Source organism: Flavobacterium panacis (assembly GCF_024649945.1).
Taxonomy (GTDB): Bacteria; Bacteroidota; Bacteroidia; order Flavobacteriales; family Flavobacteriaceae; genus Flavobacterium; species Flavobacterium panacis.
Window position 1 is genome coordinate 76,120 of sequence record NZ_JANKMS010000003.1, and the last position, 18,873, is coordinate 94,992.

General features: G+C 34.7%; 32 protein-coding genes. 31 read left to right on the plus strand and 1 reads right to left on the minus strand.

Going from position 1 to position 18,873, the window contains the following annotated elements:
* Window positions 1-59: 59 nt before the first annotated feature.
* Window positions 60-1,760, minus strand: a complete 1,701-nt coding sequence (locus NQQ59_RS08325) for a BamA/TamA family outer membrane protein (RefSeq protein ID WP_257698172.1) — start codon at window positions 1,758-1,760, stop codon at window positions 60-62.
* Window positions 1,761-1,942: 182 nt separating this feature from the next.
* Between NQQ59_RS08325 and rpsL the strand changes: the two genes are divergently transcribed.
* The 31 genes from rpsL to NQQ59_RS08480 all read left to right on the plus strand — a co-directional run bounded on the left by rpsL (window position 1,943) and on the right by NQQ59_RS08480 (window position 18,824).
* The gene (gene rpsL, locus NQQ59_RS08330; RefSeq protein ID WP_007136570.1) at window positions 1,943-2,326 is read left to right on the plus strand and encodes a 30S ribosomal protein S12; all 384 of its coding nucleotides are present in this window, start codon (window positions 1,943-1,945) and stop codon (window positions 2,324-2,326) included.
* 24 nt (window positions 2,327-2,350) lie between these two features.
* Window positions 2,351-2,827 (plus strand): 30S ribosomal protein S7, encoded by a 477-nt coding sequence (gene rpsG / locus NQQ59_RS08335; RefSeq protein WP_026727879.1) that lies wholly within the window; start codon window positions 2,351-2,353, stop codon window positions 2,825-2,827.
* Between the two features lie 11 nt (window positions 2,828-2,838).
* Window positions 2,839-4,995 carry an elongation factor G gene (gene fusA, locus NQQ59_RS08340; RefSeq protein WP_144217590.1) on the plus strand — a complete coding sequence of 719 codons (2,157 nt, stop codon included), beginning with the start codon at window positions 2,839-2,841 and terminating at the stop codon, window positions 4,993-4,995.
* A gap of 10 nt (window positions 4,996-5,005) precedes the next feature.
* Complete coding sequence (gene rpsJ / locus NQQ59_RS08345) at window positions 5,006-5,311, plus strand: 30S ribosomal protein S10 (RefSeq protein ID WP_007803605.1); 306 nt, start codon at window positions 5,006-5,008, stop codon at window positions 5,309-5,311.
* 407 nt (window positions 5,312-5,718) lie between these two features.
* Window positions 5,719-6,336 (plus strand): 50S ribosomal protein L3, encoded by a 618-nt coding sequence (gene rplC, locus NQQ59_RS08350; RefSeq protein WP_144217592.1) that lies wholly within the window; start codon window positions 5,719-5,721, stop codon window positions 6,334-6,336.
* Window positions 6,336-6,965, plus strand: coding sequence for a 50S ribosomal protein L4 (rplD, locus tag NQQ59_RS08355; RefSeq protein WP_144217595.1), 630 nt, complete (start codon window positions 6,336-6,338; stop codon window positions 6,963-6,965). Before rplC ends, rplD begins: the two co-directional genes overlap by 1 nt.
* 7 nt (window positions 6,966-6,972) lie before the next feature.
* Complete coding sequence (gene rplW / locus NQQ59_RS08360) at window positions 6,973-7,263, plus strand: 50S ribosomal protein L23 (protein ID WP_144217597.1); 291 nt, start codon at window positions 6,973-6,975, stop codon at window positions 7,261-7,263.
* A gap of 9 nt (window positions 7,264-7,272) precedes the next feature.
* Complete coding sequence (gene rplB, locus NQQ59_RS08365) at window positions 7,273-8,097, plus strand: 50S ribosomal protein L2 (protein ID WP_008464287.1); 825 nt, start codon at window positions 7,273-7,275, stop codon at window positions 8,095-8,097.
* A 6-nt stretch (window positions 8,098-8,103) separates the two neighbouring features.
* Window positions 8,104-8,382: a 30S ribosomal protein S19 gene (gene rpsS / locus NQQ59_RS08370; RefSeq protein ID WP_008464288.1), complete on the plus strand. Its 279-nt coding sequence runs from the start codon at window positions 8,104-8,106 to the stop codon at window positions 8,380-8,382.
* Window positions 8,383-8,390: 8 nt separating this feature from the next.
* Window positions 8,391-8,804 (plus strand): 50S ribosomal protein L22, encoded by a 414-nt coding sequence (gene rplV, locus NQQ59_RS08375; protein ID WP_007803631.1) that lies wholly within the window; start codon window positions 8,391-8,393, stop codon window positions 8,802-8,804.
* 5 nt (window positions 8,805-8,809) lie between these two features.
* Window positions 8,810-9,568: a 30S ribosomal protein S3 gene (gene rpsC, locus NQQ59_RS08380; RefSeq protein ID WP_008464292.1), complete on the plus strand. Its 759-nt coding sequence runs from the start codon at window positions 8,810-8,812 to the stop codon at window positions 9,566-9,568.
* 19 nt (window positions 9,569-9,587) lie between these two features.
* Window positions 9,588-10,013 (plus strand): 50S ribosomal protein L16, encoded by a 426-nt coding sequence (rplP, locus tag NQQ59_RS08385; RefSeq protein ID WP_008464295.1) that lies wholly within the window; start codon window positions 9,588-9,590, stop codon window positions 10,011-10,013.
* A gap of 12 nt (window positions 10,014-10,025) precedes the next feature.
* Window positions 10,026-10,217, plus strand: a complete 192-nt coding sequence (gene rpmC, locus NQQ59_RS08390) for a 50S ribosomal protein L29 (protein WP_008464297.1) — start codon at window positions 10,026-10,028, stop codon at window positions 10,215-10,217.
* 17 nt (window positions 10,218-10,234) lie between these two features.
* Window positions 10,235-10,495, plus strand: a complete 261-nt coding sequence (gene rpsQ, locus NQQ59_RS08395) for a 30S ribosomal protein S17 (protein ID WP_012022485.1) — start codon at window positions 10,235-10,237, stop codon at window positions 10,493-10,495.
* Between the two features lie 2 nt (window positions 10,496-10,497).
* Window positions 10,498-10,866, plus strand: coding sequence for a 50S ribosomal protein L14 (gene rplN / locus NQQ59_RS08400; protein ID WP_007803649.1), 369 nt, complete (start codon window positions 10,498-10,500; stop codon window positions 10,864-10,866).
* Window positions 10,867-10,878: 12 nt separating this feature from the next.
* Complete coding sequence (gene rplX / locus NQQ59_RS08405; protein WP_008464300.1) at window positions 10,879-11,193, plus strand: 50S ribosomal protein L24; 315 nt, start codon at window positions 10,879-10,881, stop codon at window positions 11,191-11,193.
* A 2-nt stretch (window positions 11,194-11,195) separates the two neighbouring features.
* On the plus strand, window positions 11,196-11,747 hold the full coding sequence (gene rplE, locus NQQ59_RS08410) for a 50S ribosomal protein L5 (protein WP_012022484.1): 552 nt from the start codon (window positions 11,196-11,198) through the stop codon (window positions 11,745-11,747).
* 3 nt (window positions 11,748-11,750) lie between these two features.
* Complete coding sequence (rpsN, locus tag NQQ59_RS08415; protein WP_008464305.1) at window positions 11,751-12,020, plus strand: 30S ribosomal protein S14; 270 nt, start codon at window positions 11,751-11,753, stop codon at window positions 12,018-12,020.
* Window positions 12,021-12,125: 105 nt separating this feature from the next.
* Window positions 12,126-12,524, plus strand: a complete 399-nt coding sequence (gene rpsH / locus NQQ59_RS08420) for a 30S ribosomal protein S8 (protein WP_008464306.1) — start codon at window positions 12,126-12,128, stop codon at window positions 12,522-12,524.
* A gap of 18 nt (window positions 12,525-12,542) precedes the next feature.
* On the plus strand, window positions 12,543-13,085 hold the full coding sequence (gene rplF / locus NQQ59_RS08425) for a 50S ribosomal protein L6 (protein WP_144217600.1): 543 nt from the start codon (window positions 12,543-12,545) through the stop codon (window positions 13,083-13,085).
* An 11-nt stretch (window positions 13,086-13,096) separates the two neighbouring features.
* Window positions 13,097-13,447 (plus strand): 50S ribosomal protein L18, encoded by a 351-nt coding sequence (rplR, locus tag NQQ59_RS08430; protein ID WP_035650451.1) that lies wholly within the window; start codon window positions 13,097-13,099, stop codon window positions 13,445-13,447.
* A 3-nt stretch (window positions 13,448-13,450) separates the two neighbouring features.
* Entirely contained in the window at window positions 13,451-13,975 is a 525-nt protein-coding gene (gene rpsE / locus NQQ59_RS08435) for a 30S ribosomal protein S5 (protein WP_085949269.1), read from the plus strand.
* Between the two features lie 10 nt (window positions 13,976-13,985).
* On the plus strand, window positions 13,986-14,168 hold the full coding sequence (gene rpmD, locus NQQ59_RS08440) for a 50S ribosomal protein L30 (protein WP_008464315.1): 183 nt from the start codon (window positions 13,986-13,988) through the stop codon (window positions 14,166-14,168).
* An 11-nt stretch (window positions 14,169-14,179) separates the two neighbouring features.
* A complete protein-coding gene (rplO, locus tag NQQ59_RS08445; RefSeq protein ID WP_095952361.1) occupies window positions 14,180-14,632 on the plus strand; it encodes a 50S ribosomal protein L15 in 453 nt (150 codons plus the stop codon).
* Between the two features lie 13 nt (window positions 14,633-14,645).
* Window positions 14,646-15,992 carry a preprotein translocase subunit SecY gene (secY, locus tag NQQ59_RS08450; RefSeq protein WP_007803669.1) on the plus strand — a complete coding sequence of 449 codons (1,347 nt, stop codon included), beginning with the start codon at window positions 14,646-14,648 and terminating at the stop codon, window positions 15,990-15,992.
* A gap of 7 nt (window positions 15,993-15,999) precedes the next feature.
* The gene (infA, locus tag NQQ59_RS08455; RefSeq protein ID WP_007136545.1) at window positions 16,000-16,215 is read left to right on the plus strand and encodes a translation initiation factor IF-1; all 216 of its coding nucleotides are present in this window, start codon (window positions 16,000-16,002) and stop codon (window positions 16,213-16,215) included.
* A 12-nt stretch (window positions 16,216-16,227) separates the two neighbouring features.
* On the plus strand, window positions 16,228-16,344 hold the full coding sequence (gene ykgO, locus NQQ59_RS08460) for a type B 50S ribosomal protein L36 (RefSeq protein WP_002987490.1): 117 nt from the start codon (window positions 16,228-16,230) through the stop codon (window positions 16,342-16,344).
* Window positions 16,345-16,346: 2 nt separating this feature from the next.
* Entirely contained in the window at window positions 16,347-16,721 is a 375-nt protein-coding gene (gene rpsM, locus NQQ59_RS08465; RefSeq protein WP_008464322.1) for a 30S ribosomal protein S13, read from the plus strand.
* 8 nt (window positions 16,722-16,729) lie between these two features.
* A complete protein-coding gene (gene rpsK, locus NQQ59_RS08470; protein WP_026727866.1) occupies window positions 16,730-17,113 on the plus strand; it encodes a 30S ribosomal protein S11 in 384 nt (127 codons plus the stop codon).
* 91 nt (window positions 17,114-17,204) lie between these two features.
* Window positions 17,205-17,810: a 30S ribosomal protein S4 gene (gene rpsD, locus NQQ59_RS08475; RefSeq protein ID WP_008464326.1), complete on the plus strand. Its 606-nt coding sequence runs from the start codon at window positions 17,205-17,207 to the stop codon at window positions 17,808-17,810.
* Window positions 17,811-17,831: 21 nt separating this feature from the next.
* Complete coding sequence (locus NQQ59_RS08480) at window positions 17,832-18,824, plus strand: DNA-directed RNA polymerase subunit alpha (RefSeq protein WP_008464329.1); 993 nt, start codon at window positions 17,832-17,834, stop codon at window positions 18,822-18,824.
* Window positions 18,825-18,873 lie beyond the last annotated feature (49 nt).

An 18,873-nucleotide genomic window follows, 5' to 3' on the forward strand; every position in this document is an offset into this window, starting at 1 on the left:
CAAAACTCTTAATAATTTGTTAACTTTCCTAATAAAAAAAATATTTTTTTCGTTAAACATCAAAATTTAACATTATAACATATGTTTATGATAGTGTTATATAATTGCAAATCTGAAGTTTTTTCTCCTCCATTTGTAAGGTTTATTTTTAATAAGCCATTTGGGGTTTGAACGGTCGTTCCAATGCCTATTCCTATTAATTTTTTTATTTGATTTTTGTTTGAAACGCTTGTGAGATCTTGGTATAATGCGTAATCTAGAATGGAGTTGATGTATAGGCTTTTTGAAGCTAAATATCTGTATTCTGTAAGAATCATTGAAGTGAAGTTAGCTTGTAGACTGTTTTCTAAAAAACCTCTAATTGAATTCATTCCTCCAAAACGAAATAATTCATTAGAAATATAGTTCTGGCTTTTTAAGATATAATTTTGTGAATTTATGTTAATGAAATTCTTAGGATTTAACTCAAAATTATATTTGAGATTGAGATTCGCAAATAACTGATTACTTGTGCCAACTGTTTCGGGGCTGCTGTTTGTATCTCGTTTTCCAAATCCTAATGTGGTATATATATATGCTTTGTTAAGGAATATCGGGTTTTGATAATCTGCTTTCTGGTAATCAAAAGTTGTTGTGAGATAAGAATTGTTGAAATCACTAATTGTAGAATTGTTGGTGTTTTGAATGTCACTCGATTCTGTTGATTGATATCCGATGTAAAGTTTTGAATTGTAGTTTAAGTAATAACCTAAATTGATATCGGTCTTGGTGTTTTGAAAAGTACTGTCTTGTTTGAAGATGTTTAATTGCGCTTTAATTCCTATAGGAGATTGAAATAGGTATGGAATTTCAATTTTAGTATTAAAGGTTTTTTGTTGGTTTCCGTCACTTTTCCAGTATAATGAAAATTTTTCTCCGGCATGTAGTGTGTTGATTAATGAAATGTCTAAATATCCATTTAGAACTAGTTTTTTATTTTCGTCATTTGAAAAACCAATATATCCATCAAAAGTGTTGGCTTTTCTTTTTTCGATGTAGGTGTAGATTTTTGTTGAATCTTTGGTGAAAAGTATTTCGGGGTATTTGGTCTGGGAGATAAATTCAAAGCTGTTAAGGTCGTTGTGTATGTTCTTGATGATATCCTGATTGAAAGTTCTGTTGATGTACTTTTTGTTTAATTGTTTTAAGGCTCCTTTTGGGAAATAATCTTTAGAATTCGTATTTGTGTAATTTACAATAATAGAATTTAAGTTTCTTTTTTTTTCGGAATCAAGATTTAAATCGGCATAAATTGCGGAATTCTTTTTGGTGATATTTTTCAATTTTATTTTTGTGAAGGCAAAACCGGCTTTTTCTTTGTTTGAAATCTCCTGATTGAGAAAGTTTTCTAATTCAGAGTAAGGAATTATCAAGCTGTCTTTGGTGGAGTTTTTTTGGTTATAAAATAGATTGTTTATACCTATATATATATGTACTTCTTTTATCTTGTTTTTTAAGTCGATTATTGCAGTGAAAGTACTGTCGTTTGTTTTTTTGTTTTCCAGTATTTCAGAGTCTATATATCCTTGTTTTGTTAGTTGGTTGTTGACTTTTGTGATTTCGTTATAAAGAGATTTCAGGTTAGGGTGCTTTTTGCTATATGATATAGAATCAATTGTTTGGCTTTGTTTTTTGTTGATCCCATTTACATTTAAGTAAAACGATTGGGCAAAACAGCCTGAAGTGATTAAGAAAATGAATATGTTAAGTAATTGTTTCAAAAAGCAATTGTTTGTTGGTTAAATGTAAAGCAAATATCCAATGTTTCTTTGTGAAATCATAGATATAAATAATGTTGTTGAAAATTAATGATTTAACGTTTGTATAGTGAAAAATATTTTATACATTTGCAACCCCGTAAAAAGCGGGAATTTAATAAACATAATAATTTTTAGTATTAATTATGCCAACAATTCAACAATTAGTAAGAACAGGAAGAACTCAGATCACTAAGAAGAGTAAATCGGTTGCTTTAGATTCTTGTCCTCAAAGAAGAGGGGTTTGTACGCGTGTTTACACTACTACACCAAAAAAACCAAACTCTGCAATGCGTAAAGTTGCGCGTGTACGTTTGACAAATGGTAATGAGGTGAATGCTTACATCCCAGGAGAAGGACACAATCTACAAGAGCACTCGATAGTATTAGTGCGAGGTGGAAGGGTAAAAGATTTACCAGGTGTTAGATATCACATCGTTCGTGGAGCGCTTGATACGTCAGGTGTTGCAGGAAGAACGCAAAGAAGATCTAAGTACGGTGCTAAACGCCCAAAAGAAGCAAAAAAGTAATTTAAAAACTTTTAAGAAAAAGACATGAGAAAAAGAGCGGCAAAGAAAAGACCACTTTTACCGGATCCAAGGTTTAATGACCAATTAGTAACGCGTTTTGTGAACAACTTAATGTGGGATGGTAAGAAATCTACAGCTTTTAAAGTATTTTATGATGCTATTGATATCATCGAAACTAAAAAGCAAAATGATGAGAAAACTTCATTAGAGATCTGGAAAGATGCTTTAACAAACGTTATGCCTCACGTAGAAGTACGTAGCCGTAGAGTTGGTGGAGCTACATTCCAAATCCCAATGCAAATTCGTCCAGACAGAAAAATTTCTATGGCAATGAAGTGGTTAATACTTTATTCAAGAAGAAGAAATGAAAAATCTATGGCACAACGTTTAGCTTCTGAGTGTTTAGCAGCTGCTAAAGAAGAAGGTGCTGCAGTTAAGAAAAGAATGGATACTCACAAAATGGCAGAAGCTAATAAAGCATTCTCTCACTTTAGATTTTAATTCGTAAAGAAATGGCTAGAGATTTAAAATATACAAGAAATATCGGAATCGCTGCTCACATTGATGCTGGTAAAACAACGACAACTGAGCGTATTCTTTTTTATACTGGAAAGTCACACAAAATTGGTGAGGTACACGATGGTGCTGCAACAATGGACTGGATGGCTCAAGAGCAAGAAAGAGGTATTACAATTACTTCTGCTGCTACAACTTGTACTTGGAACTTTCCAACTGTACAAGGTAAAGTTATTCCAGAATCATTACCATACCACTTTAATATTATTGATACTCCTGGACACGTTGACTTTACCGTAGAGGTAAACCGTTCTTTACGTGTACTTGATGGTTTAGTTTTCTTATTTAGTGCTGTTGATGGTGTTGAGCCGCAATCAGAAACTAACTGGAGACTTGCTGATCAATATAGAGTTCCTCGTATGGGATTCGTAAATAAAATGGACCGTCAAGGTGCTAACTTTTTAGCTGTATGTGGACAGGTTAAAGATATGTTGAAATCGAATGCGGTTGCAATTACTTTGCCTATTGGTGATGAAGCAGATTTCAAAGGTATTGTTGACTTAGTTAAAAATCAAGCTATCGTATGGCATGATGAAACTCAAGGGGCTACTTTTGACGTTGTAGATATCCCAGCTGATATGGTTGATGACGTTAAGCATTACCGTTCTATTCTTATCGAAGAGATTGCAACTTATGATGAAAATCTTTTGGATAAGTACATGGAAGATGAAAATTCTATTACTGAAGAAGAAATCAACAACGCTTTAAGAGCGGCTACTATTGATATGGCAATCATTCCTATGCTTGCTGGTTCTTCTTTCAAAAACAAAGGTGTTCAATTTATGCTGGATGCAGTTTGTAAATATTTACCATCTCCATTGGATAAAGAAGGTATTGAAGGAATTCACCCTGATGATGCTGAATTATTAGAAGAAGATCAAACTAAAATCTTACGTAAACCAGACGTAAAAGAGCCGTTCGCTGCTTTAGCGTTTAAAATCGCTACTGACCCATTCGTAGGTCGTTTAGCTTTCTTCCGTGCTTACTCTGGACGTTTAGATGCTGGTTCTTATGTTTTAAATACTCGTTCTGGTAACAAAGAGAGAATTTCTCGTATTTACCAAATGCACGCTAACAAACAAAATCCAATCGAATATATTGAGGCTGGAGATATTGGAGCTGCTGTAGGATTTAAAGATATCAAAACTGGAGATACTTTATCTGATGAGAAACATCCAATTATCTTGGAATCTATGAAATTCCCTGAGCCAGTAATTGGTATCGCTATTGAGCCTAAAACTAAAGCTGACGTTGATAAAATGGGTATGGCTTTAGCGAAATTAGCTGAAGAGGATCCAACATTTACTGTAAGAACTGATGAGGCTTCAGGTCAAACTATTATTTCTGGTATGGGTGAGCTTCACTTAGATATCTTAGTTGATCGTATGAAACGTGAGTTTAAAGTAGAGGTTAATCAAGGTGAGCCACAAGTTGAGTACAAAGAGGCGTTTACTAAATCTGCTCAACATAGAGAAACTTACAAAAAACAATCTGGAGGTCGTGGTAAATTCGGTGATATCGTATTTAGAATCGAGCCTGCTGATGAAGTTGATGGTAAAGTTCCTGTAGGATTACAGTTTGTTAATGAGGTAAAAGGTGGTAACGTTCCTAAAGAATATATCCCTGCTGTTGAAAAAGGTTTCCGTGAGGCTATGAAAACAGGTCCATTAGCTGGATACGCTGTTGATAGTTTGAAGGTAACTTTATTAGACGGATCTTTCCACCCTGTGGATTCTGATGCTCTTTCTTTCGAATTAGCTGCAAGAATGGGTTATAAAGAATCTGGACGTGCTGCTGGAGCTGTTATTCTTGAGCCAATCATGAAAATCGAAGTTATTACTCCTGAAGAAAACATGGGTGATATCGTAGGTGACTTGAACCGTCGTAGAGGCCAAGTTAATGACATGGGTGATAGGAATGGTGCTAAAACTATCAAAGCTGATGTGCCTTTATCAGAAATGTTTGGTTATGTAACTACATTAAGAACATTATCTTCTGGTAGAGCTACTTCGACAATGGAGTTCTCTCACTATGCAGAAACACCTTCTAATATTTCAGAAGAGGTAATCAAAAAAGCAAAAGGTAACGCTTAATTTTAAGAAAATGAGTCAAAAAATCAGAATAAAACTAAAATCTTACGATCACATGTTGGTAGATAAATCTGCTGAAAAGATCGTAAAAACAGTAAAAACTACTGGAGCAGTTGTGACAGGTCCAATTCCGTTGCCAACTCACAAAAAACTTTTCACTGTATTACGTTCTCCGCACGTTAACAAAAAAGCGAGAGAGCAATTTGAAGTAATGTCATACAAGAGATTGATTGATATTTATTCGTCTTCATCTAAAACTATTGATGCTTTAATGAAACTTGAATTGCCAAGTGGTGTTGAAGTAGAGATAAAAGTATAATTTTTTTATATTTTTTTTATATAAAAAGCGAGTCAGAAATGTCTCGCTTTTTTTTGTTTTAAAAGATTGGTAATGATGATGTTGTTTTGGGGAATTAAGGTCGCAAAGTATTTTTTGATTCCCTTGTAATGTCCTTTGTTTTAGGGCGGTGCGAAGTTTTTTTATTGCTATTTCGTTAATAAATTGTTAGGTGAAAATTGCTTGATAATTGAAAAAAGTGCTTTAAGGATTTGTGTTGGAAAGTTTGTTTTTGGTGCTAATTCGAGGCTTGGATTTTGATAATGAGCGATTTAATTTTTGTAACCGTTTGGTTTATTCGATTTTAATATCTACTTTTGCACTCCCTGTTTGGAAATTTCTGTTATTTTCAAATTGAAGGGAATTTTAGTAATTAATAATTAATATTTATGTCTGGGTTAATTGGTAAGAAAATCGGCATGACTAGTATTTTCGATGAAAACGGGAAAAACATTCCTTGTACAGTAATCGAAGCTGGGCCATGCGTTGTTACCCAAGTCAGAACCAACGAGGTTGACGGGTATGAAGCGTTGCAACTTGGTTTCGATGACAAAAACGAGAAACATTCTACTAAAGCTGCTTTAGGGCACTTTAAAAAAGCTGGAACTGTTGCTAAGAAAAAAGTCGTTGAATTCCAAGATTTCGCAACTGAACAAAAATTAGGAGATCTTATTGATGTTACTATTTTTGAAGAAGGAGAATTTGTAGATGTACAAGGTGTGTCTAAAGGTAAAGGTTTCCAAGGTGTTGTTAAACGTCACGGTTTTGGTGGGGTTGGACAAGCTACTCATGGTCAGCACAACCGTTTAAGAGCGCCAGGTTCTGTAGGAGCTTCTTCTTATCCATCTAGAGTATTCAAAGGAATGCGTATGGCTGGAAGAATGGGAGGAGAAAATGTAAAAGTTCAAAACCTTAGAGTTTTAAAAGTAGTTGCTGAAAAGAATCTACTTGTTGTTAAAGGATGTATTCCAGGGCACAAAAACTCTTACGTAATCATTCAGAAGTAATGGAAGTAAAAGTATTAGATTTCAACGGAAAAGATACTGGTAGAAAAGTTCAACTTTCTGATTCAGTATTCGCAATTGAACCAAACAATCACGCTGTATATCTTGATGTTAAGCAATATCTTGCTAATCAAAGACAAGGTACTCACAAAGCTAAAGAAAGAGCTGAAGTAACTGGAAGTACGCGTAAGATTAAAAAACAAAAAGGAACTGGTACTGCTCGTGCAGGAAGTGTTAAGAATCCTTTGTTTAAAGGTGGAGGAACAGTTTTCGGGCCAAGACCAAGAAGTTATTCATTCAAATTGAATAAAAGCTTGAAAAGATTGGCTAGAAAATCAGCTTTCTCAATTAAAGCAAAAGAGTCTAACATTGTAGTTCTTGAAGACTTTAATTTTGAAGTGCCAAACACTAAAAATTTCATTAACGTTTTGAAAGCTTTAGGGTTAGAAAATAAAAAATCTCTATTCGTGTTGGGTGAGTCAAATAAAAACGTATATTTGTCGTCACGCAATTTGAAGGCTTCTAACGTCGTAACTAGCTCAGAATTAAGCACTTACGCAATATTAAACGCTAATAATTTAGTGCTTTTGGAAGGTTCTTTAGGGTTAATTGAAGAAAATTTAAGTAAATAATAGGAATATGAGCATCATTATCAGACCTATAGTAACGGAAAAAGTAACCAAAGAAAGTGAAGTTCTAAACCGCTTCGGATTCGTTGTTGACAAAAAAGCAAACAAAGTTGAAATTAAGAAAGCTGTTGAGGCTGCTTATGGAGTAACTATCGTTTCTGTTAACACAATGAATGTGAGACCAGATAGATCTACTAAATACACTAAAAGTGGTTTAATCAGTGGAAAGACAAATGCAATTAAAAAAGCAATTGTTCAAGTACAAGAAGGAGAAACAATTGATTTTTACAACAATATCTAAGATAGAAAAATGTCAGTAAGAAAATTAAAACCTATTACCCCAGGTCAGCGATTTAGAGTTGTGAATGGTTATGACGCCATTACAACTGATAAGCCGGAACGCTCTTTGATAGCGCCGATAAAAAACTCTGGAGGTAGAAATAGTCAAGGAAAGATGACCATGCGTTATACGGGTGGTGGTCACAAGCAGAGATATCGTATTATTGATTTCAAAAGAACTAAAGATGGAATTCCAGCTACAGTGAAATCAATCGAATACGATCCAAATCGTACTGCGTTTATCGCTTTATTAGCTTATGCTGATGGAGAGAAAACTTATATTATCGCTCAAAACGGATTGAAAGTTGGTCAGAAATTAGTTTCTGGTCCAGAATCTCAACCAGAGATTGGTAATACTTTACCTTTAAGCAGAATTCCTCTTGGAACTGTTATATCTTGTATTGAGTTACGTCCAGGACAAGGAGCGGTTATCGCTCGTTCAGCTGGAACTTTTGCTCAGTTAATGGCAAGAGACGGGAAATATGCAACAATTAAAATGCCATCTGGTGAGACAAGATTGATCTTGTTAACTTGTTCGGCTACAATTGGAGCTGTTTCTAACTCTGACCACCAATTAGTTGTATCTGGTAAAGCAGGTAGAACAAGATGGTTAGGAAGAAGACCTAGAACTAGACCAGTAGCGATGAACCCAGTTGATCACCCTATGGGAGGTGGTGAAGGACGTTCTTCTGGAGGGCACCCACGTTCAAGAAACGGATTGCCAGCTAAAGGTTACAGAACTCGTTCTAAGAAAAACCCGAGTAACAAGTATATCGTAGAACGTAGAAAGAAATAATAAGATATGGCACGTTCATTAAAAAAAGGACCTTTCGTTCATTATAAATTAGACAAGAAAGTTCAAGAAAACGTAGAAAGTGGTAAAAATGCAGTTGTTAAGACTTGGTCTAGAGCTTCAATGATTACTCCAGATTTCGTTGGACAAACTATCGCAGTTCATAACGGTCGTCAATTTGTACCAGTTTACGTAACAGAAAACATGGTAGGTCACAAATTAGGAGAATTTTCACCAACTAGATCTTTTAGAGGTCATGCTGGAGCAAAAAATAAAGGTAAAAAATAAAAGAAGCAATGGGAGTTCGTAAAAGAGAAACAGCAGATGCGAGAAAAGAGGCTAATAAGTCTATCGCTTTCGCAAAATTGAATAACTGCCCTACTTCACCTAGAAAAATGCGCTTAGTAGCGGACTTGGTAAGAGGTCAGAAGGTAGAAAGAGCACTTAACATTTTAAGATTCAGTTCTAAAGAAGCTTCAAGAAAATTAGAAAAACTATTATTATCTGCAATCAATAACTGGGAGCAAAAAAATAGTGAAGGTAATTTAGAGGAAGCTGGATTATTTGTTAAAGAGATCAGAGTAGATGGTGGAATGATGTTAAAAAGACTTCGTCCAGCTCCACAAGGTCGTGCACACAGAATAAGAAAACGTTCTAATCACGTAACAATCGTGCTTGGAGCTATCAATAACACACAAAGCAATTCTTAAGCAGCATGGGACAAAAGACAAATCCAATTGGAAATAGACTTGGTATCATCAGAGGATGGGACTCAAACTGGTATGGTGGAAATGATTACGGCGATAAATTAGCTGAAGATCACAAAATCAGAAAGTATATCCACGCTCGTTTATCAAAAGCTAGTGTATCTAAAGTAATCATCGAGAGAACTTTAAAGCTTGTAACCGTTACTATCACTACTGCTAGACCTGGTATCATTATCGGAAAAGGTGGACAAGAGGTAGACAAGTTAAAAGAGGAACTTAAGAAAGTTACTGATAAAGAGGTTCAAATTAACATCTTTGAAATTAAAAGACCTGAGTTAGATGCTTATCTTGTGGCGACAAGCATCGCTCGTCAAATCGAAAGCCGTATTTCTTACAGACGTGCAATCAAAATGGCTATTGCTGCTTCTATGCGTATGAACGCTGAAGGTATCAAAGTTTTGATTTCTGGTCGTTTGAATGGTGCAGAGATGGCGCGTTCAGAAGGTTTTAAAGAAGGTAGAATTCCTCTATCAACTTTCAGAGCTGACATTGACTATGCTTTGGCTGAAGCTCATACTACTTACGGTAGAATGGGGATCAAAGTATGGATCATGAAAGGTGAAGTTTACGGTAAGAGAGAACTTTCTCCACTTGCTGGAATGGACAAAAAACAATCTGGTACTGGTGGTGGTAAAGGTGGAGATGCTCCTAGAGGCAAATCTAACTTTAACAAAGGAGGTAAACCAGACGCTCGTAAAAGAAAGTAAATTTTTAAACTAAAGAAAAATGTTACAGCCTAAAAGAACAAAATACCGTAAGGTACAAAAAGGTAGAATGAAAGGTAACTCTCAAAGAGGGCATGAACTTTCAAATGGAATGTTTGGTATTAAATCTGTACATGAAGATGGAATGTTCTTAACTTCTCGTCAAATCGAAGCTGCACGTATCGCTGCAACTCGTTACATGAAAAGAGAGGGACAATTATGGATTAAAATTTTCCCAGACAAACCTATTACGAAGAAACCTCTTGAAGTACGTATGGGTAAAGGTAAAGGAGCAGTTGAGTATTGGGCTGCTGTTGTTAAACCAGGAAGAATTATGTTTGAAGTTGGAGGAGTTCCTTTGTCAGTTGCAAAAGAGGCGTTACGTCTTGCAGCTCAAAAGCTTCCAGTAAAAACTAAGTTCGTCGTTGCTAGAGATTTCGAAGCATAATTTATATTTATTATGAAACAATCAGAAATAAAAGATCTTTCTGCAGCGGAGTTGCAAGAAAAGCTTAGTCAAACTAAGAAAGTATATGCTGACCTAAAAATGGCTCATGCTATCTCTCCAATTGCTAACCCACTTCAAATTAGAAGCGTTAGAAGAACAGTTGCAAGATTAGCTACAGAGTTAACTAAAAGAGAGTTACAATAATTGTATTCTGCTGAAAGATGGAAGAAAAAAGAAATTTAAGAAAAGAAAGAATAGGTGTTGTTACTTCAAATAAGATGGATAAATCTATCGTTATTTCTGAAGTAAGAAAAGTAAAACACCCATTATACGGTAAGTTCGTGTTGAAAACTAAGAAATATGTTGCACACGACGAAACAAACGACTGTAACATTGGAGATACTGTAAGAATTAGCGAAACGCGTCCTTTAAGTAAAACAAAATGTTGGAGATTAGTTGAAATCTTAGAAAGAGCTAAATAATTATGGTACAACAAGAATCAAGACTAAAAGTAGCAGATAACACGGGAGCTAAAGAAGTTTTAACTATTCGTGTTTTAGGAGGTACTAAAAGAAGATATGCCTCTGTTGGTGACAAAATTGTAGTTTCTATCAAAGATGCAACTCCAAACGGAAACGTGAAAAAAGGAGCTGTTTCAACTGCAGTTGTTGTGCGTACTAAAAAAGAAGTGAGAAGAGCTGATGGTTCTTATATCCGTTTCGATGACAATGCATGTGTTCTTTTGAACGCTGCAGGGGAAATGAGAGGAACTCGTGTTTTTGGTCCGGTAGCAAGAGAACTTCGTGAAAAACAATTCATGAAAATTGTATCATTAGCACCAGAAGTGCTTTAATTCGTTTTTAAGATGATAAAGCTAAAAATAAAATCAGGAGATATCGTAAGAGTTATTGCTGGAGACCATAAAGGTGCTGAAGGTAAAGTTTTACGTGTTTACCGTGAGAAAAATAAAGCGATAGTTGAAGGTGTAAACTTGGTTTCAAAACACACTAAACCAAGTGCTAAAAACCCTCAAGGTGGTATCGTTAAGAAAGAGGCTTCTATTCAAATTTCTAACATTGCTTTAATTGATCCTAAAACTAAGGAAACAACTAGAGTAGGTATTAGAGTAGAAGGAGATAAGAAAGTAAGATTTTCAAAAAAATCTAATCAAGTACTATAGTAATGGCATATACACCTAGACTAAAAGAAGAATATAAGAGTAGAGTAATCTCTGCTCTTAAAGAAGAGTTCGGATATACAAACGTAATGCAAGTTCCTAAACTTGAAAAAATCGTTTTGAGCCGTGGAGTTGGTGCAGCTGTATCTGATAAAAAACTTATTGACTATGCAGTTGATGAGTTAACAAAGATCACTGGACAAAAAGCAGTTTCTACAATCTCTAAGAAAGACGTTGCGTCTTTCAAATTGAGAAAAGGAATGCCTATTGGAGCAAAAGTTACTTTACGTGGAGAAAGAATGTATGAGTTTTTAGATAGACTTATTACTTCTGCTTTACCACGTGTAAGAGATTTCGGTGGTATTAAGGCTACTGGTTTCGACGGAAGAGGTAACTACAATCTTGGAGTTTTGGAGCAAATCATTTTCCCAGAAATTGATATTGATAAAGTAAACAAAATTTCAGGAATGGATATTACTTTTGTTACTACTGCAAAAACAGACAAGGAAGCAAAGTCATTATTGGCTGAATTAGGATTACCTTTTAAAAAGAATTAAGACATGGCTAAAGAATCAATGAAAGCCCGCGAGGTGAAAAGAGAGAAAACGGTAGCTAAGTATGCTGAGAAGAGAAAAGCTTTATTAGAAGCTGGAGACTACGAAGGTTTACAAAGATTACCAAAAAATGCTTCACCTGTTCGTTTACACAATCGTTGCAAATTAACTGGAAGACCTAGAGGTTATATCCGTCAATTCGGAATCTCTCGTGTAACTTTCCGTGAAATGGCTAACAATGGATTAATTCCAGGTGTGAAAAAAGCATCTTGGTAATCTCGCAATAAGTTATTACTTTTGCAAACCAAAAAATAATTTTTAATTGATTAAAGGTTCGGGAGATGAGTATCTCCCGAAAACCATAATCGCAATCAAATACATATGTATACAGATCCTATTGCAGATTATTTGACTAGAGTTCGTAACGCTGTGGCTGCAAACCACAAGGTTGTTGAAATTCCAGCATCTAATCTAAAAAAAGAGATAACTAAGATCTTATTTGATCAAGGTTACATCTTGAGTTACAAATTTGAGCAGAACACTGTACAAGGTTCTATCAAAATCGCTTTGAAGTATGATAAAGATACTAAAGAGCCTGTAATCAAAGATATCCAAAGAATTAGTAAACCTGGTTTACGTAAGTACGCAGGTGCTGCCAAATTACCAAGAATCCTTAACGGATTAGGAATTGCTATTGTTTCTACATCAAAAGGTTTGATGACAGGAAAACAAGCTAAGCAATTAAATGTAGGTGGTGAAGTAATTTGTTACGTATACTAATTTTAAACACTAGATAAGATGTCAAGAATAGGTAAAAGCCCAATTGTAATCCCTGCTGGTGTAACTGTTGAAGTTAAAGACGGTAATATTACAGTAAAAGGAAAAAGAGGTCAACTAGTACAAGAGTTTTCGGACGTAAATGTAACTGTTGAAGGCGATCAAGTTTTAGTTGAAAGATCGTCTGATCATAAAGACCATAGAGCAAAACACGGATTATTTAGATCTTTGATCAATAATATGATTGTTGGTGTATCTGAAGGTTTCACAAAAGAACTAGAATTAGTTGGAGTTGGTTATAGAGCTTCAAACCAAGGTCAAAAATTAGATTTAGCTCTTGGGTATTCTCACAATATTGTTTTAGAAATTGCTCCAGAAGTATCTTTAGAAACAATATCTGAAAAAGGTAAGAACCCAATAGTAAAATTAACATCATTTGATAAACAACTTTTAGGTCAAGTTGCTGCGAAAATCAGAGGTTTCCGTAAGCCTGAGCCATACAAAGGAAAAGGTGTTAAATTTGTGGGTGAAGTATTAAGAAGAAAAGCAGGTAAATCAGCTTAAAATATAAGATTATGTCATTAACAAAATCTGAAAGAAGACAGAGAATTAAATTCAGAATTAGAAAATCGGTTAGTGGTTCTGCTGCTAGACCAAGACTTTCTGTATTTAGAAGTAATAAAGAAATTTACGCTCAAATCATTGATGATGTAAATGGAGTTACTATATTAGCTGCATCTTCAAGAGAAAAAGAAATAGGAAAAGGTACTAACGTTGAAGTAGCTGCTGCTGTTGGAAAATTAGTTGCAGAGAAAGCGTTAAAAGCTGGGATAGATACTATCACTTTTGATAGAGGTGGATATTTATATCACGGTCGTATTAAATCATTAGCGGAAGGCGCAAGAGCTGCTGGACTTAAATTCTAATATATTATGTCTAAATACAAAAATGTAGAATTGGTAAAACCTAGTGGTCTTGAATTAAAAGATCGTCTAGTTAGTGTTAATCGTGTTACTAAAGTTACAAAAGGAGGTAGAGCTTTCGGTTTTTCTGCTATTGTAGTTGTAGGTGATGAAAATGGAGTAGTTGGTCACGGATTAGGAAAATCTAAAGACGTTTCTGAAGCAATTGCGAAAGCAGTAGAAGATGCTAAGAAAAACTTAGTGAGAATTCCTTTGAATGGACAATCTGTTCCTCACGAACAAAAAGGTAAATTTGGTGGTGCACGTGTATTCTTAATTCCAGCTTCTCATGGTACTGGAGTTATTGCTGGTGGAGCTGTTCGTTCAGTTCTTGAGTCAGTAGGTATTCACGATGTATTGTCTAAATCTCAAGGATCATCAAATCCACACAACGTAGTTAAAGCAACTTTTGATGCTTTATTGCAAATGAGAAGCGCTCATACTGTTGCAAAACAAAGAGGTGTTTCTTTAGAGAAAGTTTTTAAAGGTTAATTAGGAAATTATGGCTAAATTATTAGTAAAACAAGTAAGAAGCAAAATCAACTGCCCTCTTTCTCAAAAGAGAGGATTGGAAGCTTTAGGTCTACGTAAAATTGGACAAGTTGTGGAGCACGAGTCAAATCCTGCTATCCTTGGGATGATAAACAAAGTTAAACACTTAGTTTCTGTAGAAGAAGCTAAATAACAAATACTGTTATGAATTTAAGTAACTTACAACCTGCTGAGGGATCTACGCACAATCAAAATAAAAGATTAGGTAGAGGAGAAGGTTCTGGAAAAGGTGGTACTGCTGCACGTGGACACAAAGGAGCTAAATCTCGTTCTGGTTATTCTAAAAAGATTGGTTTTGAAGGAGGGCAAATGCCACTTCAAAGACGTGTACCTAAGTTTGGTTTCAAAAACATCAATCGTAAAGAATACGAAGGTGTTAATTTAGATACTCTTCAATTATTAGTTGATAACGGTGCAATTACTGATTCTGTTTCAATGACAGATTTCGTAGCAAATCGTCTAGCTACTAAAAATGAAATTGTTAAGATTTTAGGTAGAGGAGAATTGAAAGCAAAATTAAAAGTAACTGCCCACAAATTTACTGCTACTGCAAAAGCTGCTATCGAAGCTGCTGGTGGAGAAGCTGTAACTATATAACTTATCTATTAAGATGAAGAAATTTATTGAATCAATAAGTAATGTTTGGAAAATCGAAGAACTAAAAAATAGAATCTTAATTACATTAGGATTACTTTTAGTATATCGTTTTGGAGCACACGTTACGCTTCCTGGAATTGACGCAACGCAATTGACTGGTTTAGCGGGACAAACTAAAAATGGTCTAGGATCTATTCTAGACATGTTCACCGGGGGTGCTTTCTCTAAAGCTTCAGTTTTTGCTTTAGGTATCATGCCTTATATTTCTGCGTCTATTGTCGTTCAGTTGATGGGGATTGCGATTCCATATTTACAAAAACTTCAAAATGATGGGGAAAGTGGTAGAAAAAAGATTAATCAAATCACTCGTTGGTTGACAATCGCTATCACATTGGTTCAAGGTCCAACTTATATCTATAATTTATACAGAACATTGCCTAGTAATGCATTTTTGCTAGGCTTTAATTCACCTGAATTTTTGTTCTCTTCTGTTATTATCTTAGTTACAGGTACAATTTTTGCTATGTGGCTTGGAGAGAAAATTACAGATAAAGGTATTGGAAATGGTATTTCATTGTTAATTATGGTTGGTATTTTAGCTCGTTTACCACAAGCTTTTATCCAAGAGTTTACAACTCGTGTTACCAATAACAATGGAGGTCCAATGTTATTAGTTATTGAAATTATTGTGTGGTTATTAGTTATCATTTCTTGTGTATTGCTAACAATGGCAGTACGTAGAATTCCTGTTCAGTACGCTCGTCGTACAACAACTGGAGACTACGAGCAAGATTTGGCAGGAGGTAATAGACAATGGATTCCTCTTAAGCTGAATGCTTCAGGAGTTATGCCAATCATTTTTGCTCAGGCAATTATGTTTATCCCTGCAGCTGTAGCTGGGCTGTCTAAATCAGATACATCACAATCAATTGTTGGTGCATTTAGTAATATGTTTGGTTTCTGGTATAACTTTGTTTTTGCAACTTTAATTATTGTATTTACATTCTTTTATACAGCAATCACTGTACCTACTAACAAAATGGCTGATGATTTAAAGAGAAGCGGTGGTTTTATTCCAGGTGTTCGTCCGGGAGCTGAAACTTCTGATTTCCTTGATAAAGTGATGTCTTTAATAACTTTCCCAGGATCTTTATTCCTTGCTTTGATTGCTGTGTTCCCAGCTATTGTTGTAAGTATTATGGATGTACAACAATCTTGGGCAATGTTTTTTGGAGGTACCTCTTTAATAATTATGGTTGGTGTTGCAATAGATACTATTCAACAGATCAATTCATACTTGTTAAATAAACATTATGATGGTTTAATGAAGACTGGTAAAAATAGAAAAGCGGTAGCTTAATATATTTATGGCAAAACAATCAGCAATAGAACAAGACGGATCAATCATTGAAGCATTATCTAATGCGATGTTCCGTGTAGAGTTAGAAAATGGACATATTGTAATTGCTCATATTTCTGGAAAAATGCGTATGCATTACATCAAATTATTACCTGGTGATAAAGTGAAACTAGAAATGAGTCCTTACGATTTGTCAAAAGCAAGAATTACTTATCGATATTAAAGGATATTCACTATGAAAGTTAGAGCATCAGTAAAAAAGAGAAGTGCCGAGTGCATTATCGTGCGTAGAAAAGGGAGACTGTACGTAATAAACAAAAAGAATCCTAGATTTAAACAAAGACAAGGATAATTATGGCAAGAATAGCAGGGGTAGATATCCCAAAAAACAAAAGAGGTGTTATCGCACTTACCTATATTTTCGGATTAGGAAAAAGTAGAGCTATTGAGATTTTAGAAAAAGCTCAAGTTAGCCAAGATAAAAAAGTTCAAGATTGGAATGATGATGAGATCGGAGCAATTCGTGAAGCTGTTTCATTTTACAAAATTGAAGGAGAATTACGTTCTGAAATTTCTTTAAACATTAAGCGTTTAATGGATATTGGATGTTACAGAGGTATCCGTCATAGATCTGGTCTTCCATTAAGAGGACAAAGAACTAAAAACAACTCAAGAACAAGAAAAGGTAAAAGAAAAACTGTTGCTAACAAGAAAAAAGCAACTAAATAATAAGTAATATGGCTAAAGCAACTGCAAAAAAACGTAAAGTTATCGTTGAATCAACGGGTGAGGCTCATATTTCTGCCACTTTTAATAACATTATTATTTCTTTGACTAATAAGAAAGGTGAAGTTATCTCTTGGTCTTCAGCTGGTAAAATGGGTTTCAGAGGTTCTAAAAAGAACACTCCTTACGCAGCTCAAATGGCAGCAGAAGATTGCGCTAAAGTAGCACTTGAGGCAGGACTTAAAAAAGTGAAAGTTTATGTAAAAGGACCAGGTAACGGACGTGAGTCTGCTATCCGTTCTATTCATAACGGTGGAATTGAAGTTACTGAAATTATTGATGTTACTCCAATGCCACACAACGGATGTCGTCCTCCAAAAAGACGTAGAGTTTAATTTTTTATTTTTATAGTATAAACAAGGTAGAACATAGATTATCGAAGGATTAGACCTGAATTCATAATTTCTACCTTAAATTTTTTTTAAAATGGCAAGATATACTGGTCCTAAAACCAAAATCGCTCGTAAATTTGGCGAGGCAATCTTCGGAGATGATAAATCTTTCGAAAAAAGAAATTACCCACCTGGACAACACGGGATGGCTAAAAAAAGAGGAAAAAAGTCTGAGTACGCTGTTCAGTTAATGGAAAAGCAAAAAGCTAAATATTCTTATGGAATTTTAGAAAAACAATTCAGAAACTTATTCGAAAAAGCATCAGCTACTAAAGGAGTTACTGGTGAAGTTTTATTACAATTATGCGAAGCAAGATTGGATAATGTTGTTTTTAGAATGGGAATTGCTCCATCTAGAAGAGGTGCGCGTCAAATCGTTTCTCACAGACACATTACTGTAAATGGAGAGGTTGTTAATATTCCTTCTTACCACCTTAAGCCTGGTGATAAAGTTGCAGTTCGTGAAAAATCTAAATCTTTAGAAGCTATCGAACGTTCTTTATCAAATTCAAGTCATGTTTATGAATGGATTACTTGGAACAATGATCTTAAAGAAGGAACTTTCGTTTCTGTACCTGCGAGACTTCAAATTCCAGAAAACATTAAAGAACAATTAATCGTAGAGTTGTACAACAAATAATAATTGACTTAGTCGAAATTTATGGCAATATTTAATTTTCAAAAGCCCGATAAAGTTATCATGATCGATTCAACCGATTTTGAAGGTAAATTCGAATTTAGACCTTTAGAACCTGGATATGGATTGACAGTTGGTAATGCACTTAGAAGAGTTTTGCTTTCAGCGTTAGAAGGTTATGCAATTACATCTGTTCGTATCGAAGGTGTAGATCATGAGTTTTCTACTATTTCAGGTGTTGTTGAGGACGTTACCGAAATTATCCTTAATCTAAAACAAGTACGTTTCAAACGTCAGATCGAAGATATCGATAATGAATCAGTTACTATTTCTGTTTCTGGTAAAGATCAATTAACAGCAGGTGATTTTCAAAAATTTATCTCAGGTTTCCAAGTTCTAAATCCAGACCTTGTTATCTGTAATTTAGATTCTAAAATCAAATTGAACTTCGATTTAACAATCGAAAAAGGTAGAGGATACGTTCCTGCTGAAGAGAACAAAAAACAAAATGCTGCAATTGGAACGATTTTTACAGATTCTATTTTTACTCCGGTAAAAAATGTAAAATATGCAATCGAAAACTTCCGTGTAGAGCAAAAAACAGATTACGAAAAATTAGTTTTTGAAATTAAGACTGATGGTTCTATCAATCCAAAAGATGCTCTTACTGAGGCTGCTAAAGTTTTAATTCACCATTTCATGTTGTTTTCTGACGAAAGAATTACACTTGAGGCTGACGAAATTGCACAAACAGAATCGTATGATGAAGAGTCATTGCATATGAGACAATTGCTTAAAACTAAGCTTGTTGATATGGATTTATCTGTGAGAGCACTAAATTGCTTGAAAGCGGCTGAAGTTGATACACTTGGTGATTTAGTATCTTTCAATAAAAATGACCTAATGAAATTCCGTAATTTCGGTAAAAAATCTTTAACTGAACTTGATGAACTTGTTGCAGTGAAGAATTTAACTTTCGGAATGGATTTAGCTAAATACAAATTAGATAAAGAATAATTTACTTCATATTTTGCTCTCCATAGTGGATTGTAGCAAGATGAAGATA

Excerpts from the sequence above, each read along its gene's own strand:
- rpsL (WP_007136570.1), top strand. The coding sequence starts at position 1,943 with ATGCCAACAATTCAACAATTAGTAAGAACAGGAAGAACTCAGATCACT.
- rpsG (WP_026727879.1), top strand. The coding sequence starts at position 2,351 with ATGAGAAAAAGAGCGGCAAAGAAAAGACCACTTTTACCGGATCCAAGG.
- fusA (WP_144217590.1), top strand. The coding sequence starts at position 2,839 with ATGGCTAGAGATTTAAAATATACAAGAAATATCGGAATCGCTGCTCAC.
- rpsJ (WP_007803605.1), top strand. The coding sequence starts at position 5,006 with ATGAGTCAAAAAATCAGAATAAAACTAAAATCTTACGATCACATGTTG.
- rplC (WP_144217592.1), top strand. The coding sequence starts at position 5,719 with ATGTCTGGGTTAATTGGTAAGAAAATCGGCATGACTAGTATTTTCGAT.
- rplD (WP_144217595.1), top strand. The coding sequence starts at position 6,336 with ATGGAAGTAAAAGTATTAGATTTCAACGGAAAAGATACTGGTAGAAAA.
- rplW (WP_144217597.1), top strand. The coding sequence starts at position 6,973 with ATGAGCATCATTATCAGACCTATAGTAACGGAAAAAGTAACCAAAGAA.
- rplB (WP_008464287.1), top strand. The coding sequence starts at position 7,273 with ATGTCAGTAAGAAAATTAAAACCTATTACCCCAGGTCAGCGATTTAGA.
- rpsS (WP_008464288.1), top strand. The coding sequence starts at position 8,104 with ATGGCACGTTCATTAAAAAAAGGACCTTTCGTTCATTATAAATTAGAC.
- rplV (WP_007803631.1), top strand. The coding sequence starts at position 8,391 with ATGGGAGTTCGTAAAAGAGAAACAGCAGATGCGAGAAAAGAGGCTAAT.
- rpsC (WP_008464292.1), top strand. The coding sequence starts at position 8,810 with ATGGGACAAAAGACAAATCCAATTGGAAATAGACTTGGTATCATCAGA.
- rplP (WP_008464295.1), top strand. The coding sequence starts at position 9,588 with ATGTTACAGCCTAAAAGAACAAAATACCGTAAGGTACAAAAAGGTAGA.
- rpmC (WP_008464297.1), top strand. The coding sequence starts at position 10,026 with ATGAAACAATCAGAAATAAAAGATCTTTCTGCAGCGGAGTTGCAAGAA.
- rpsQ (WP_012022485.1), top strand. The coding sequence starts at position 10,235 with ATGGAAGAAAAAAGAAATTTAAGAAAAGAAAGAATAGGTGTTGTTACT.
- rplN (WP_007803649.1), top strand. The coding sequence starts at position 10,498 with ATGGTACAACAAGAATCAAGACTAAAAGTAGCAGATAACACGGGAGCT.
- rplX (WP_008464300.1), top strand. The coding sequence starts at position 10,879 with ATGATAAAGCTAAAAATAAAATCAGGAGATATCGTAAGAGTTATTGCT.
- rplE (WP_012022484.1), top strand. The coding sequence starts at position 11,196 with ATGGCATATACACCTAGACTAAAAGAAGAATATAAGAGTAGAGTAATC.
- rpsN (WP_008464305.1), top strand. The coding sequence starts at position 11,751 with ATGGCTAAAGAATCAATGAAAGCCCGCGAGGTGAAAAGAGAGAAAACG.
- rpsH (WP_008464306.1), top strand. The coding sequence starts at position 12,126 with ATGTATACAGATCCTATTGCAGATTATTTGACTAGAGTTCGTAACGCT.
- rplF (WP_144217600.1), top strand. The coding sequence starts at position 12,543 with ATGTCAAGAATAGGTAAAAGCCCAATTGTAATCCCTGCTGGTGTAACT.
- rplR (WP_035650451.1), top strand. The coding sequence starts at position 13,097 with ATGTCATTAACAAAATCTGAAAGAAGACAGAGAATTAAATTCAGAATT.
- rpmD (WP_008464315.1), top strand. The coding sequence starts at position 13,986 with ATGGCTAAATTATTAGTAAAACAAGTAAGAAGCAAAATCAACTGCCCT.
- rplO (WP_095952361.1), top strand. The coding sequence starts at position 14,180 with ATGAATTTAAGTAACTTACAACCTGCTGAGGGATCTACGCACAATCAA.
- secY (WP_007803669.1), top strand. The coding sequence starts at position 14,646 with ATGAAGAAATTTATTGAATCAATAAGTAATGTTTGGAAAATCGAAGAA.
- infA (WP_007136545.1), top strand. The coding sequence starts at position 16,000 with ATGGCAAAACAATCAGCAATAGAACAAGACGGATCAATCATTGAAGCA.
- ykgO (WP_002987490.1), top strand. The coding sequence starts at position 16,228 with ATGAAAGTTAGAGCATCAGTAAAAAAGAGAAGTGCCGAGTGCATTATC.
- rpsM (WP_008464322.1), top strand. The coding sequence starts at position 16,347 with ATGGCAAGAATAGCAGGGGTAGATATCCCAAAAAACAAAAGAGGTGTT.
- rpsK (WP_026727866.1), top strand. The coding sequence starts at position 16,730 with ATGGCTAAAGCAACTGCAAAAAAACGTAAAGTTATCGTTGAATCAACG.
- rpsD (WP_008464326.1), top strand. The coding sequence starts at position 17,205 with ATGGCAAGATATACTGGTCCTAAAACCAAAATCGCTCGTAAATTTGGC.
- NQQ59_RS08480 (WP_008464329.1), top strand. The coding sequence starts at position 17,832 with ATGGCAATATTTAATTTTCAAAAGCCCGATAAAGTTATCATGATCGAT.